Origin of the sequence: Kineococcus mangrovi (genome assembly GCF_041320705.1) — a bacterium.
Taxonomy (GTDB): domain Bacteria; phylum Actinomycetota; class Actinomycetes; order Actinomycetales; family Kineococcaceae; genus Kineococcus; species Kineococcus mangrovi.
This window is the reverse complement of the sequence record NZ_JBGGTQ010000001.1, coordinates 381247-395347: the sequence shown is the minus strand read 5'-3', so window position 1 is coordinate 395347 and position 14101 is coordinate 381247. Positions and strand designations below refer to the sequence as shown.

13 protein-coding genes and 1 tRNA gene are annotated in these 14101 nt (G+C 74.2%); 8 read left to right on the top strand and 6 right to left on the bottom strand.

Annotation, left to right across the window (positions count from 1 at the left end):
• Positions 1–4 precede the first annotated feature (4 nt).
• A complete protein-coding gene (locus AB2L28_RS01845) occupies positions 5–544 on the bottom strand; it encodes a MarR family winged helix-turn-helix transcriptional regulator (RefSeq protein WP_370717008.1) in 540 nt (179 codons plus the stop codon).
• Positions 541–1170, bottom strand: coding sequence for a TetR family transcriptional regulator (locus AB2L28_RS01840; protein ID WP_370717264.1), 630 nt, complete (start codon positions 1168–1170; stop codon positions 541–543). The genes AB2L28_RS01845 and AB2L28_RS01840 overlap by 4 nt, the downstream gene beginning before the upstream one ends.
• A gap of 118 nt (positions 1171–1288) precedes the next feature.
• Here AB2L28_RS01840 and AB2L28_RS01835 point away from each other — a divergent pair.
• The 5 genes from AB2L28_RS01835 to pth all read left to right on the top strand — a co-directional run bounded on the left by AB2L28_RS01835 (position 1289) and on the right by pth (position 5406).
• Positions 1289–1360, top strand: a tRNA-Gln gene (locus AB2L28_RS01835).
• 132 nt (positions 1361–1492) lie between these two features.
• On the top strand, positions 1493–2986 hold the full coding sequence (gene glmU, locus AB2L28_RS01830; protein WP_370717007.1) for a bifunctional UDP-N-acetylglucosamine diphosphorylase/glucosamine-1-phosphate N-acetyltransferase GlmU: 1494 nt from the start codon (positions 1493–1495) through the stop codon (positions 2984–2986).
• Positions 2983–3960: a ribose-phosphate diphosphokinase gene (locus AB2L28_RS01825; RefSeq protein WP_370717006.1), complete on the top strand. Its 978-nt coding sequence runs from the start codon at positions 2983–2985 to the stop codon at positions 3958–3960. The genes glmU and AB2L28_RS01825 overlap by 4 nt, the downstream gene beginning before the upstream one ends.
• Positions 3961–4136: 176 nt before the next feature.
• Positions 4137–4781 (top strand): 50S ribosomal protein L25/general stress protein Ctc, encoded by a 645-nt coding sequence (locus tag AB2L28_RS01820; protein ID WP_370717005.1) that lies wholly within the window; start codon positions 4137–4139, stop codon positions 4779–4781.
• Positions 4782–4809: 28 nt separating this feature from the next.
• On the top strand, positions 4810–5406 hold the full coding sequence (gene pth, locus AB2L28_RS01815; protein ID WP_370717004.1) for an aminoacyl-tRNA hydrolase: 597 nt from the start codon (positions 4810–4812) through the stop codon (positions 5404–5406).
• A gap of 81 nt (positions 5407–5487) precedes the next feature.
• Here the strand turns inward: pth and AB2L28_RS01810 are convergent, their stop codons facing one another.
• A complete protein-coding gene (locus AB2L28_RS01810; RefSeq protein ID WP_370717003.1) occupies positions 5488–5832 on the bottom strand; it encodes an LAVTG motif-containing sortase-dependent surface protein in 345 nt (114 codons plus the stop codon).
• Between the two features lie 154 nt (positions 5833–5986).
• Positions 5987–7756 (bottom strand): DUF4012 domain-containing protein, encoded by a 1770-nt coding sequence (locus AB2L28_RS01805; protein WP_370717002.1) that lies wholly within the window; start codon positions 7754–7756, stop codon positions 5987–5989.
• Positions 7757–7905: 149 nt separating this feature from the next.
• Between AB2L28_RS01805 and mfd the strand changes: the two genes are divergently transcribed.
• Positions 7906–11487, top strand: coding sequence for a transcription-repair coupling factor (mfd, locus tag AB2L28_RS01800; RefSeq protein WP_370717001.1), 3582 nt, complete (start codon positions 7906–7908; stop codon positions 11485–11487).
• A 3-nt stretch (positions 11488–11490) separates the two neighbouring features.
• Here mfd and AB2L28_RS01795 read toward each other — a convergent pair whose 3' ends face one another.
• On the bottom strand, positions 11491–12039 hold the full coding sequence (locus AB2L28_RS01795; RefSeq protein WP_370717000.1) for a Uma2 family endonuclease: 549 nt from the start codon (positions 12037–12039) through the stop codon (positions 11491–11493).
• Positions 12040–12115: 76 nt separating this feature from the next.
• Between AB2L28_RS01795 and AB2L28_RS01790 the strand changes: the two genes are divergently transcribed.
• On the top strand, positions 12116–12763 hold the full coding sequence (locus AB2L28_RS01790; protein WP_370716999.1) for a nucleoside triphosphate pyrophosphohydrolase: 648 nt from the start codon (positions 12116–12118) through the stop codon (positions 12761–12763).
• Positions 12764–12774: 11 nt separating this feature from the next.
• Positions 12775–13722 (top strand): ROK family protein, encoded by a 948-nt coding sequence (locus AB2L28_RS01785; protein WP_370716998.1) that lies wholly within the window; start codon positions 12775–12777, stop codon positions 13720–13722.
• A gap of 27 nt (positions 13723–13749) precedes the next feature.
• On the opposite strand, the gene AB2L28_RS01780 is transcribed toward AB2L28_RS01785, so the two are convergent.
• Complete coding sequence (locus AB2L28_RS01780) at positions 13750–14019, bottom strand: PepSY domain-containing protein (RefSeq protein ID WP_370716997.1); 270 nt, start codon at positions 14017–14019, stop codon at positions 13750–13752.
• Positions 14020–14101: the final 82 nt, after the last annotated feature.

The following is a 14101-nucleotide window of genomic DNA, read 5'->3' as shown; positions in this document are numbered from 1 at the left end:
CGCACTACCCCTCGAAGGGCGCCGACACCCGACGCAGCAGCGTCGCGAGTGCTCGGCGCTCTTCGCGTCCCAGGACGTCCAGCATCCGGTGCTCGGCCTCCACGAGGTCGGCCAGGGCCGCGTCGACGACGTCAGAGCCCGCGGCCGTCAGCCGCACGCGCACGCTGCGCCGGTCGGCCGGGTCCGGCCGCCGCTCCACCAGGCCCCGCGTCACGAGCCGGTCGACGCGGTTGGTCATCGTCCCGCTGGTCACGAGCGTCTCCACGAGCAACTGACCGGGGGACAGCTCGTGCGGTGCGCCCGCGCGACGCAGCGCGGCCAGGACGTCGAACTCCCACGTCTCCAGGTCGTGGGCGCTGAAGGCGCCGCGGCGCAGCCGGTCCAGGTGCCGGGCGAGCCGGGCGACGCGGGAGAGGACCTCCAGCGGCTCGACGTCCAGCTGCGGCGCCTCCCGGCGCCAGGCCGCGACGATCAGGTCGACCTCGTCGGTGGGGGCCTCCCCGGCCGGGCCGCGGGAGTCGTGCGGGTCGTGGGGAGGGGTCACAGCGCGGGACCCACCGGCGGTCCGGGGCGGGCCCGGGAGGACAGGCGGGGTTCGGGCTCCAGGCCCGTGAGCCCGTTCCAGGCCAGGTTCACCAGGTGCGCGGCGACCTCCTCCTTGGCCGGTTCCCGGGTGTCCAGCCACCACTGCCCCGTCATCGCCACCATGCCCACGAGCATCTGCGCGTACATGCCCGAGCGTTCCGGGGCGTACCCGCGGGCGGCGAAGGCGTCGACCAGCAGGTGCTCGACCTGGCGGGCGATGTCGGAGATGAGGCTGGCGAAGGTGCCCGTGGTCTGGGCCACGGGGGAGTCGCGCACGAGGATCCGGAAGCCCTCGGTGGAGAACTCGATGTAGTCCAGCAGCGCGATCGTGGCCCGCTCCAGCAGCGTGCGCGGGGACCCGCGGCCGGACAGGGCGCGCGTGATGGCCCCGAGGAGGGCGGCGATCTCCCGGTCGACGACGACCGCGTACAGCCCCTCCTTGCCGCCGAAGTGCTCGTACACGACGGGCTTGGACACCCCCGCGGCGGCCGCGATCTCCTCCACCGTCGTCCCCTCCACGCCCTTGGACGCGAAGAGCGAACGTCCCACGCCGATGAGCTGCTCACGGCGCTCGCCGCCCGTCATGCGGGAACGGGGGCGGGCGGGGGTCACGGGCCCATCCTGCCGGACGGGTGCCCGGGCCCTGTCGGGGGAGCACGTGGTCCGGGGCGGGGAGCTGGCAGGATGGGGCGGCACGACGCGGTCCCGGGTGGTGTAACGGCAGCACGGCGGGTTTTGGTCCCGTCCAGTAGGGGTTCGAATCCTCTCCCGGGAGCGGTGGTCCCGCCGGGGGTGCGCGGGCGGATATCCTCGCCCCTGTCCGTCGACGCCACCGGCCGGCAACGCCCGGGATCCCGCGAGGGAGCCGGACGAGCCGACCGGACGAGCCGCGAGGAGCGCGCCCCGCGTGACCACCGCACCGTCAGCCACCGTCCGAACCCCCGGGCCCGCCGCCGTCATCGTGCTCGCGGCCGGTGAGGGCACCCGGATGAAGTCCGCGACGCCGAAGGTGCTGCACCCCCTGGGGGGCCGGCCCCTCGTCGCGCACGCGCTGCGCGCGGCCCGCGAGGTCGGCCCCGAGCACCTCGTCGTCGTCCTGCGCCACCAGGCCGAGGTCGTGGGGGCGGCGGTCCACGCGGCCGAGCCCGCCGTGACCGTGGCCTTGCAGGACGACGTCCCCGGGACCGGACGCGCGGTGCAGTGCGGGCTCGACGCCCTGCCCGCCGACCTGGCCGGCACCGTCCTGGTCACCTACGGCGACGTCCCCCTGCTGTCGGGGGCCACCCTCGCCCGCCTCGTCGCCGCCCACACCGCCGGCGGCAACGCCATGACCGTCCTGACCGCCGAGCTCGACGACCCCACCGGCTACGGCCGCGTGCTGCGCGACGAGGCCGGGGTGAGCGCGATCGTCGAGCAGAAGGACGCCACGCAGGACCAGCGCGCGGTGCGGGAGGTGAACTCCGGCATCTACGCCTTCGAGGCCGCCGCCCTGCGCGGCGCCCTCGCCCGCGTCGGGCGCGACAACGCCGCCGGCGAGGTCTACCTCACCGACGTCCTGGCCCTGCTGCGCGCCGACGGCGGCCGCGTCGAGGCCCTCGCCCTGGACGACGAGTGGGAGATCCGCGGCGTCAACGACCGCGCCCAGCTCGCCGAGCTCGCCGCCGAGGCCAACCGCCGCACGCTGCGCCGCTGGATGCTCGCCGGGGTCACCGTCGTGGACCCCGCCACCACGTGGGTCGACGCCGACGTCGAGCTGGAACCCGACGTCACGCTGCGGCCCGGCGTGCAGCTGCACGGCACCACCCGCGTCGCGACCGGGGCCGTCGTCGGGCCCGACACCACGCTCACCGACGTCGAGGTCGGTGCGGGCGCGGTCGTCGAGCGCACCCACGGCAGCTCGGCCGTCCTCGGCGCCGGTGCCCACGTCGGACCGTTCGCCTTCCTGCGGCCGGGCACCCGGCTCGGCGAGGACGGCAAGATCGGCACGTTCGTCGAGACGAAGAACGCCCGCATCGGGCGTGGGTCGAAGGTGCCGCACCTGTCCTACGTGGGGGACGCGACGATCGGGGAGCACTCCAACATCGGGGCCGCCTCCGTCTTCGTGAACTACGACGGCGTGAGCAAGTCGCACACCACCGTCGGCGACCACGTCCGGATGGGCTCGGACAACATGTACGTCGCACCGGTCACCGTCGGCGACGGCGCCTACTCGGGGGCCGGCACAGTGATCCGCAAGGACGTGCCCCCCGGGGCGCTCGCGATCAACGTGGCGCCCCAGCGCAACCTCGAGGGCTGGACCCTGGACAAGCGCGCAGGAACCCCCGCGGCCGAGGCGGCGCAGCGGGCCGTGAGCGAAGGCCCCACCGCGGGCGAGGCCGAAGGGCAGGAGACCGACCGATGACCGGCATCACCACCACGGGCGAGAAGCGGATGGTCCTCATCTCCGGGCGAGCGCACCCGGAGCTGGCGGAGGAGGTCTCCGCGGCGCTGGGGGCCGAGCTGGTGCCCACGAGCGCCTACGACTTCGCGAACTCCGAGATCTACGTGCGGTTCGAGGAGAGCGTGCGCGGCTCGGACGCGTTCGTCATCCAGAGCCACACGGCGAACGTCAACCAGTGGATCATGGAGCACCTGATCATGGTCGACGCCCTGAAGCGGGCGTCCGCCAAGCGCATCACCGTCGTCGCCCCGTTCTACGGCTACGCCCGCCAGGACAAGAAGGGCCGCGGCCGCGAGCCCATCTCCGCCCGCCTCATCGCGGACATGTTCAAGACCGCCGGTGCCGACCGCCTCATGTCGGTCGACCTGCACACCGCGCAGATCCAGGGGTTCTTCGACGGCCCCGTCGACCACCTGTGGGCGCTGCCGATCCTGGCCGACCACGTCGGCAAGCGCGTCGACCGCTCCAACATCACGATCGTCTCCCCGGACGCCGGGCGCGTGCGCGTGGCCGACCTGTGGTCCGACCGCCTCGGCGCCCCGCTGGCGATCATCCACAAGCGCCGCGACCCGAACGTGCCGAACCAGGTGAAGGTGCACGAGGTCGTCGGTGACGTCGAGGGCCGCACCTGCGTCCTCGTCGACGACCTCATCGACACCGCCGGCACGATCGTGCAGGCCGCCGAGGCGCTCAAGGCCAACGGTGCCGCCGACGTCATCGCCACCGCCACGCACGCCGTGCTGTCCGGCCCGGCCGTGGACCGGCTGAAGAACTCGCCCATCTCCGAGCTCGTCGTGACGAACACCCTGCCCATCGCGCCCTCGCAGCAGTTCCCGCAGCTGACGGTCCTCTCGATCGCCCCGCTCTTGGCGCGCGCCGTCCGAGAGGTCTTCGACGACGGCTCGGTCACCTCGCTGTTCGACGGCCACAGCTGACCGCCCGACCGACCGGAGGAGGTGACCGGCGGAGCGGGTAGACTCTCCGCCGGTTGCCTCGGCGAGGGTGGCGCTCGGTCCCGATCGAGCGGTCACCGTGATCGACGCGGTGGATGAGTCGCTGTTCTCTCCCGGGGCCTTCGCACGTCCGTCCCGAGATCGAGGAGACCACCACCATGGCCGAGACCAAGCTCACCGCCGAGAAGCGCACCAGCTTCGGCAAGGGCGCCGCCCGCGCCGTCCGCCGCGCCGACAAGATCCCCGCCGTCGTCTACGGCCACGGCGAGGCGCCGCTGCACGTCACCCTGCTTGGTCACGAGACGCTGCTGGCGCTGCGCGCCTCCAACGCGCTGCTCGACATCACCGTCGACGGCCAGTCGCACCTGACGATCCCCAAGGACGTCCAGCGCGACCCGATCAAGGGCTTCATCGAGCACGTCGACCTGCTCGTCGTGCGTCGCGGCGAGAAGGTCGTCGTCGACGTCCCCGTCCACGTCGAGGGCGAGGCCGGCCCGGAGACCGTCGTGCAGCAGGAGCTGACCACGCTGTCCCTCGAGGCCGAGGCCACGCACATCCCCGCCTTGGTCACCGTGTCGGTCGAGGGTCTGGAGGCCGGTTCGCACGTCGCCGCCTCCGAGGTGCAGCTGCCCTCCGGTGTCGCCCTGGCCGGTGACGCCGAGCAGCTCGTCGTCGTCGTCAGCGCCGCCGCCACCGCCGCGCAGGCCGAGGCCGAGCTGGAGGCCGCCGAGGCCGAGGCCGGCATCGTGCGCGAGGAGTCCGAGGACGAGGCGGCCGCCCCGGCCGAGTCCGACGAGTCCTGACCCCGATCCACCCGGAGGACCGCACCCCGTGAGCGAGGCCTGGCTCGTCGTCGGCCTGGGCAACCCCGGCGCCGAGTACGAACGCACCCGGCACAACGTCGGGCAGATGGTGCTCGACGAGCTGGCCTCGCGCACGGGCGGGTCCTTCAAGCGGCACCGCTCCGGGGCCAGGGTCGCCGAGGTCCGCCTCGGCGTCCTGCCCGGCGGTGCCCCCGGGCCGCGCGCCGTGCTCGCGGCCCCCACGTCGTACATGAACGTCTCCGGCGGCCCCGTCGCCGGTCTCGCGAACTACTTCGACGTCCCGCCCGAGCGCGTCGTCGTGCTGCACGACGAGCTCGACGTCGACTTCGGTGCCGTCCGCCTCAAGCGCGGCGGCGGTGAGGGCGGCCACAACGGGCTGCGCTCGATCTCGAAGTCGCTGGGGGACAAGGACTACTTCCGCGTCCGCCTCGGCATCGGCCGTCCGCCGGGCCGGCAGGACCCGGCCGACTTCGTGCTCAAGGAGTTCTCGAGCACGGAGAAGAAGGACCTGCCCTTCCTGCTGATGGACGGCGCCGACGCCGTCGAGAAGCTCGTGCTCGACGGGCTCGAGGCGGCGCAGCAGAAGTTCCACGCGCCGGCCTGAGGGAGTCCCGCACGAGCGGGTGCACGACGAAGGGCCGCCGGTTCCCCGGCGGCCCTTCGTCGTGCGCGGTGCGGTCTCAGCTCAGTGCGAGCGACCCGGCTTCCGGCGCCCGGCGACGACCATCGCCGCCCCACCGAGGACCAGCACGGTGCCGGCAGCGGCCCAGGGCAGCACGTCGGCACCGGTGTAGGCCAGCTCGTCGTTCGAGCCGCCGACGGCGGCCGGGGTGGTGGTGCGGGAGACCGACACGCCCGGGGTGGACCCACCGGTGGTCGGGCTGGCCGACGGGGTGACGCTGTCGGAGACGGTCGGTGTCGGGGTGGACGGCACGTAGGCGGTGCCCGCCAGGGCCGCACCGGAGGTGGCGCCGAGAGCGGCGACGGTCAGAGCCCCGGCAGCAGCCAGGCGGGCGGTGGTCTTGCGCACGGTGGTTTCCCCCCACGTCGAGTGCCCGGTGAACCCTGTGATCGCCAGGCGGTCCCCAGGATGACGGAACGTCACCCCGGAGTCCAGCCGATCGGCCCAGTCGAGGTGGCGTGTTGTGACGAGAGTGACGACATCGACACGTTCGGGTGAACGCCTACGGAGTGCAGCCGCCCGTCGTCACCGTCGGTGCGCTCGCCGTCGTGGGGCCCTGGACCGTGCGCGGGAGGGCGTCCGCGGACCCCGAGAAGCGCCAGTCGACCGTGACCGACGTGCCGGGGGGCACCGGCACCGTGACGCGCACGAGACGCCAGCCCTCCTCCTCGTCGACGGCGGCCGCGACCGGCGCACCGTCGACGCTCACCCCGTCCAGACCGACCCAGGGGGCCACCCACAGCGACACCGTCTCCACGGCCGTCCGCCGGTCGGCGGCGCGGGGGGCGGCGGCGTTGGACACGTACGCGGGCACGTCGGCCGGTACGGAGTTCGTCAGGGACAGGGACAACGAGCTCGACCCCGTCGCCGCGCACGGCGGGGAGACGGTGAACGCGGGGGTCACCCAGTAGTCCAGCTTCGAGGGCACCACCCCGGTCAGCCCGACGTGGACGACGCCGTCGCGCGGTGCCCCGAGCACCCCGGCCACCCCGGCCGCCACGAGCGCGGCCTGCTCGGGCGGCCGGCTGGACCACACGGCCAGGTGCCCGCTGTCCACGGCCTGGCGCGCCCCGTCCAGCGCGGCCGTGGACAGACCGTCGGACAGGACGGCTTCGAAGGCCGCGGCCGAGGTCGCCGCCAGGAACGCCTTGCGGGCGTCCTGGTCCGTCCCGAAGCGCACGTACGCGTCGTACATGAGGGTCCGGGCCAGGTCCGCGGTCGCCACGTCGCCGAACGGGCCGAGCTGCAGCGGCGGGTGCTCGGCGCCGAGCAGCTGCCCGAGCCCGACGGGGTCGACGAAGACGACGACGTCCGGTGCCGGCAACCCCGCCGCCGCGACGAGGGAGGAGGTGAGGACCCCCGCCTCGTCGGCGCTGCCCCCCAGGGTGACGTTCTGCACGCGCGCGGCGTCCTGCCCGTACAGGTCGAGGAACTCCTGCCCCACGAGGGAGACGTCGGCGCGCGCGGCGTACAGGTCGTTGTCGGTGCCGGTCCGCGTGAGCGTGATCCTCCCGCCGTCGACCGACAGGTAGGCGTAGGCCCCCACGATGCCCTGGACGGGACGGATCTCGGCGGGGTTGGTGAAGGCGACGAGGTAGGTCCGCGGGCCCTCGGCGCCCAGCAGCGCCGGCAGCTGCGGCAGCACCTGCGCCGCCGTCCCCAGCGGAGCGGACACCTGGTCCAGCTGGGCCGTCACCGGGTCCAGGCGGGAGCTGATGACCGGCAGCACCTGCGGGCTCTCCCCGGCGTGCAGCGCCGTGCGGGCCTGCTCGATGCGCGTGCGGTAGTCCAGGACGATCGGCGTCAGCTCCTGCAAGCCGGCGACGTCGACGGTGCGGTCGGCCGAGACGAGTCCCCGGCCCAGGACCCCGTCGACGACGCCGACGGCCTCCGGCAGCGGTTCGGTGAGCAGCGCCGCCGCGCGCGCCCCGCCGGCCACCGCCCGCAGCTGGTCACCGACCCACGGCACCCCGGTGGCGAGCCGGTAGGGCAGCTGCGACGTCGCCCGGTCGGCCGCGGCGGCGTCCTCGGCGACGCGGGCCGCCCCCCGCCGGGCCCCCGCCCAGTCCTCGGCGCGCACCCGGGCCTCCAGCCGGGGCACCTCGTCGGCGACGCGCTGCAGGGCCCGGCCGGCCTGGACACCGGCCACGGCCACGGCGGCGGCCCAGGCCAGCAGGACCAGGAGCACCACGCCCAGCACGATCCGCAGGACCGGCGGGCGCCGGCGACGGGGGGCGGGTTCGGGGACGTGCTGCTCTGCGGTGCCGGACACGCCGCGACAGTAGCGAGCGCGGCCGCCGTCCCCGGTGCCCGCGCCGCGACCGGGCCCGTGTCGGAGGGCGGTCGTAGGCTGGGCCCACCGCCAGCGTCCCCGCGCTCGACCCCTCGTTCCACCCGTTCGACCCTCACCCCGGAGTGTTCGTGAGCCTCACCGGCCTGCTCGACGTCCTGCGCACCGAACCCGCCGTCCGCGCGGCCGTCCAGACCGCCCGCGAGGGCGGCAGCAGCGCCCTCGACGTCGTCGCCCCGGTGGGGGTGCGGCCCGCGCTCGTCGCGGCCTTCGCCGCCGAGCGCCCCCTCCTCGTCGTCACCGCGACCGGGCGCGAGTCCGAGGACACGGCCACCTGGTTGCGCTGCTACCTGCCGCCGGACCAGGTGGCGGAGTTCCCCGCGTGGGAGACGCTGCCGCACGAACGCCTCTCCCCGCGCAGCGACACCGTCGCCCAGCGGCTGTCCGTCCTGCGGCGCCTGGCCCACCCCTCGCCCGACGACCCGACGGCCGGGGAGGTGCGCGTCGTCGTGGCGCCCGTGCGGGCCGTGCTGCAGCCGCTGGTCAAGGGCCTGGCCGACCTCGAACCCGTGCGCCTTCGCCCCGGGGACGAGGTGGGGCTCGACGCCACCGTCGAGGCGCTCGCCGCCGCGGCCTACGCGCGCGTGGACATGGTCGAGCGCCGCGGTGAGTTCGCCGTCCGCGGCGGCATCCTCGACGTCTTCCCGCCCACCCGCCCGCACCCGCTGCGCGTGGAGTTCTTCGGCGACGAGGTCGAGGGGGTCCGGTCCTTCTCCGTGGCCGACCAGCGCTCGCTGGAGGACGAACCCGACGGCGTGTGGGCCCCGCCGTGCCGGGAGCTGCTGCTCACCGACGCGGTGCGCGAGCGCGCCCGCGCCCTGCAGGACGCGCTGCCCGGTGCGGCCGACGTGCTGGCCAAGCTCGCCGAGGGCATCGCCGTGGAGGGCATGGAGTCCCTGGCTCCCGCCCTCGTCGACGGCATGGAGCCGCTGCTCGACGTGCTGCCCGCCGGCACCCACGTCGTGCTGGCCGACCCGGAGAAGGTCCGCGCCCGCGCCCACGACCTCGTCGCCACGGGCGCGGAGTTCCTCGACGCCGCGTGGGTGAACGCCGCCGCCGGTGGGGCCACGCCCGTGGACCTGGGTGCCTCGTCGTTCGCGTCCCTGGCCGAGGTCCGCGCCCACGCCGAGGCGACGGGCCGCCCGTGGTGGTCCATCACGTCCCTCGTGGAGGACGAGGAGCTGCGCGACCTGGAGGACGTGCGGATCCTGCGCGTCGGGGCACGGGACCTCGCGGGGTACCGGGGGGAGACGGAGAAGGCGCTGCGCGAGCTGCGCGACCTGGCCTCGGCGGGGTGGCGCATCGTCGTCACCACCGAGGGCCACGGCCCGGCCAAGCGGCTCGTCGAGATGCTCTCCGGCGAGGACGTCCCGGCCCGCCTCGTCGACGACCTCGTCGAGGAACCGGCACCGGCGGTCGTCACCGTGACGACCGCCGGCGTCGAGCACGGCTTCGTCGCCGAGTCCCTCAAGACCGCGCTCGTCACCGAGTCCGACATCACCGGGGTCGGCGGTCAGTCGACGAAGGACATGCGGCGCATGGCCCCGCGCCGGCGCCGCAACGCCGTCGACCCGCTCTCGCTGCGCCCGGGCGACTTCGTCGTCCACGAGCAGCACGGCATCGGCCGGTTCGTCGAGATGGTCCAGCGCACCATCCAGGGCGCCACCCGCGAGTACCTCGTCCTGGAGTACGCCTCCAGCAAGCGCGGGCAGCCGGGGGACCGGTTGTTCGTCCCGACCGACACCCTGGACCAGGTCACCCGGTACACCGGTGGTGAGGCCCCGACGCTGTCGAAGATGGGCGGCTCGGACTGGGCCAAGACCAAGAGCAAGGCGCGCAAGGCGGTCAAGGAGATCGCCGGGGACCTCATCCGGCTGTACTCGGCGCGGATGGCGACCAAGGGGCACCAGTTCGGCCCCGACACGCCGTGGCAGCGCGAGCTCGAGGACGCGTTCGCCTACGTCGAGACGCCCGACCAGCTCGTCAGCATCGACGAGGTCAAGGCCGACATGATGAAACCGGTCCCGATGGACCGGCTCATCTGCGGCGACGTCGGGTACGGCAAGACGGAGATCGCCCTGCGGGCGGCGTTCAAGGCCGTTCAGGACGGCAAGCAGGTCGCCGTGCTCGTGCCGACGACGCTGCTCGTGCAGCAGCACTACAAGACGTTCGCCGAGCGGTACGCGCAGTTCCCGGTGTCGGTGAAACCGCTGTCGCGGTTCACCCCCGGCGCCGAGGCCAAGGAGACCGTCGGCGGCCTCGCCGACGGGTCCGTGGACATCGTCATCGGGACCCACCGCCTGCTGTCGGGGGAGGTGACGTTCAAGGACCTCGGTCTGGTCGTCGTCGACGAGGAGCAGCGGTTCGGCGTCGAGCACAAGGAGGCGCTGAAGACGTTGCGCACCAACGTCGACGTGCTCGCCATGAGCGCCACGCCCATCCCGCGCACCCTGGAGATGGCCGTCACCGGGATCCGGGAGATGTCGACGCTGGCGACGCCGCCGGAGGAGCGCCACCCCGTCCTGACGTACGTCGGCGGCCAGGAGGAGAAGCAGGTCACCGCCGCGATCCGGCGCGAACTGCTCCGCGAGGGGCAGGTGTTCTACGTCCACAACCGGGTGTCCTCCATCGAGCGCACCGCAGCCCGGTTGAAGGAACTCGTCCCCGAGGCGCGCATCGCCACCGCCCACGGGCAGATGGGGGAGCACCGCCTGGAACAGGTCGTCGTCGACTTCTGGGAGAAGCGCTTCGACGTCCTCGTCTGCACGACCATCGTCGAGACGGGCCTGGACATCTCCAACGCCAACACCCTCGTCGTCGAGCGCGCCGACACCATGGGCCTGTCGCAGCTGCACCAGCTGCGCGGGCGCGTGGGCCGCGGCCGGGAGCGGGCGTACGCCTACTTCCTGTTCCCGCCGGAGAAACCCCTCACCGAGACCGCCCACGACCGGCTCGCCACCATCGCCCAGCACACCGACCTCGGCTCGGGCATGGCCGTGGCGATGAAGGACCTGGAGATCCGCGGGGCCGGGAACATGCTCGGCGGGGAGCAGTCCGGCCACATCGCCGGGGTGGGTTTCGACCTCTACATGCGGATGGTCGCCGACGCCGTCGCCGACGTGCGCAACAAGGTGCCCGGCGCGGCCAACGACGACGCCGAACCCGAACCCACCGAGGTCAAGATCGAGCTGCCCGTCGACGCGCACCTGCCGCACGACTACGTGCCGTCCGAGCGGCTGCGCCTGGAGGCCTACCGCCGCCTCGCGGCGGCCGACTCCGCGCAGGACCTCGTCGACCTGCACGGCGAGCTCGTCGACCGCTACGGGACCCCGCCGCAGCCGGTGCTCAACCTGCTGGAGGTGGCGAAGTTCCGCATCGCCGCCCGCCAGGGCGGGTTGCGCGAGGTCGCCCTCCTGGGCAAGCAGGTCCGGTTCGCGCCGGTGAACCTGCCCGAGTCCCGGGAGCTGCGCCTCAAGCGGCTGTACCCGGGGACGATCCTCAAACCTGCCCTCGACGTCGCGCTCGTGCCGGCGCCCATGACGGCGCGCATCGGTGGGAAGCCGTTGCGGGACGCGGAGATCCTGGCGTGGGCGACGGAGTTCGTGAACGCGGTGCTGCTGGAGCAGCCCGCCGCCGTCGCCGCTGCCCGGTAGCCGCTACGGCAGCAGCGCGCCGAGGTCGACGACCAGGCTCGCCGGGCCGAACGTCAGCGGGACGGCGGGCTCGCCGTCCCGCAGGACGCGGTCGGCGCGGAACACCCCGCTGTCGTCGAGGACGTGGACCGACAGCGTGCGCTCGCGGGGGTCGACGATCCAGTAGTTCGGCAGCCCCGCAGCGGCGTACTTCGCCATCTTCAGGAGCAGGTCGTCGCGACGGTTGGTGGACAGCACCTCGACCACCAGGGCGGGGGTGCCGGTGAACCGCCGGTCGTCCGTCTCGTCCGCGCGGGCCCAGACGAGGACGTCGGGGATGAACTCGTCCTTCCCGGGTCTCCAGCCCCAGGCCACCGTGGCGTCGTGCGTCGGGGGGAGCACCTCCCGCAGTCGGGTCACGAGCGCCACGGAGATCCTCTGGTGCTGCAGGCCGGGCGCAGGGGTCACGACGACGACTCCGTCGATGTACTCACGGTGGGGGTCCTCCGGCAGAGCCTCGTACTCGTCCCAGGTCATGGGCTCGCCAGCGGTCAGCGGTGTGGTCACCGTCACGGCACTCGCCTCCTCCTGCGTCCTGAGCCGATGGTAGAGCGCCGGCCCACCGCGGGGCACTCGTACCGTGGCGCCCATGACCCGCCCCGTGCCTGGCAGCGCTCTGCTCGACCTCGTCGCCGTCATGGACCGCCTCCGCTCGCCCGGCGGCTGCCCGTGGGACGCGCAGCAGACCCACGCCTCGCTGTTGCCGTACCTCGTGGAGGAGAGCTACGAGGTCGTCGACGCGGTCGAGAACGGCACCCGGGAGGAACTGCGCGAGGAGCTCGGGGACGTGCTGCTCCAGGTCGTCTTCCACGCCCGCCTCGCGCAGGAGGACCCGCAGCAGCCGTTCGACATCGACGACGTGGCCGCGACCCTGGTCGCGAAGCTGGAACGGCGCCACCCGCACGTGTTCGCCGGGGAGGCCGTCGCGGAGGACCTGCAGGCCGGCTGGGACGCGATCAAGGCGACGGAGAAGCGGCGCGAGTCCGTCCTGGACGGCATCCCGCTGCAGCTGCCCGCCCTCGCCCGCGCCGAGAAGGTCCTGGGGCGGTTGCAGCGCGCCGGCCTGGACGACCCCGCCGAGCCGGGGGAGGAGCTCACCGAGGAGCAGGTGGGGGCCGAGCTGCTCGCCCTCGTGCGGCGGGCCCGCGCCGCCGGCGTCGACCCCGAGGCGGCCCTGCGCCGGGCCGTGCGGGCGCTGGAGGTCGAGGCGCGTCGGGCCGAGGGCGCCGCTCGGTAGGGTCGCCGGTCGTGACCCACGTGCTGGCCATCGACATCGGTGGCACCAAGATCGCCGCAGGACTCGTCGCCGACGACGGCACCGTGCGCCACGACCGCGAGGTGCCCACCGACGCCCACGACGCCGGCGCCGTGGGGGCCGCGCTGTCCGGTCTGGTCACCGACGTCCTGGCCGACGCCCGCGCCGCTGACCTGGAGGTGGCCGACGTGGTCGGCATCGGCTCGGCCGGCCCGGTCGACACCACCACGGGCACCGTGCACCCCGTCAACATCGTCTCCCTGCGCGGGTTCCCCCTCCTCGAGCACGTCGCCGCGACCGCCACGCAGGTGCTGGGCCGGCCCGTGCGGGGGGCCCTCGCCCAGGACGGGCAGTGCTTCGCCGCCGCCGAGCAGTGGATCGGCGCCGCCGCGGGGTCGCCCTCGATGATGGGTGTCGTCGTGTCCACCGGCATCGGCGGCGGCATCGTCCTGGACGGGCGGATCCTCGCCGGCAAGACCGGCAACGCGGGGTTCATCAGCCACGTCGGAGTGGTCCTCGACGGTGAGCTGCTGCCCGGCTCCGGCGCCTTCGGCGTCGTCGAGGCGTACGCCAGCGGCCCCGCCATGGTCCGCGCGGCCCACGCGCAGGGCTGGCGGGTGGGGGAGCACGCCGACGCCAAGGCGCTCACCGCGGACGCGCGGGACGGCGACGTCATCGCCACCGCCGTCATCGCGGCCGGCACCCGCGCGCTGGCCTCGGCCTTCCTGTCGACGGCCGCGCTCCTCGACCTCACCGACGTCGTCGTGGGCGGCGGGGTCGCCTCGGCCGGCGACGTCCTCCTGGACCCGCTGCGCCGCGCCTACGCCGAGCTCGCCGTCTACCCGCACCTGGCCGACGTCCGGATCACGCCCTCGGCGCTGCCGCGCGGGTCGGGCCTCGTGGGCGCGGGCCGGCTCGGCTGGACGGCGCTCGCGGGCTGACCCGCGGCCGCCGGGTCGTCGTCCGGGTCAGCGCCGCAGGGGCTCCACGTGCCGGCCGTCGAGGCGCAGGGACGACCGGGTCGAGAAGCCCGCGTTCGCGAGGTCGACGTCCACCTGCACCTCGCAGCTGCCGAGGGTGAAGCGGATCTGCTTGTCGGAGAACCAGATCCGGTCCTCCTCGAGGACCTCGCCGTCCAGCCGGACGACGATCTTGCCCGTCATCGCGCTCACGTCGACGTCCACCTCGTGGTCGGCGCCGTCGACCTCGATGCGCCACGCGTTGTCGGCTTCGCTCACGTCCGGCCCCCTCCGTCTCCTGCGGTCCCTGTCCACGGGGACGTCCGGGCTCGGGCGGTGGTTCCCGCCGCGGGCGGGACGA

Bases quoted from the DNA above. Each gene is read 5' to 3' on its own strand.
- AB2L28_RS01820 (WP_370717005.1), top strand. From the start codon at position 4,137: ATGGCCGAGACCAAGCTCACCGCCGAGAAGCGCACCAGCTTCGGCAAG.
- AB2L28_RS01840 (WP_370717264.1), bottom strand. From the start codon at position 1,170: ATGACGGGCGGCGAGCGCCGTGAGCAGCTCATCGGCGTGGGACGTTCG.
- AB2L28_RS01825 (WP_370717006.1), top strand. From the start codon at position 2,983: ATGACCGGCATCACCACCACGGGCGAGAAGCGGATGGTCCTCATCTCC.
- AB2L28_RS01790 (WP_370716999.1), top strand. From the start codon at position 12,116: ATGACCCGCCCCGTGCCTGGCAGCGCTCTGCTCGACCTCGTCGCCGTC.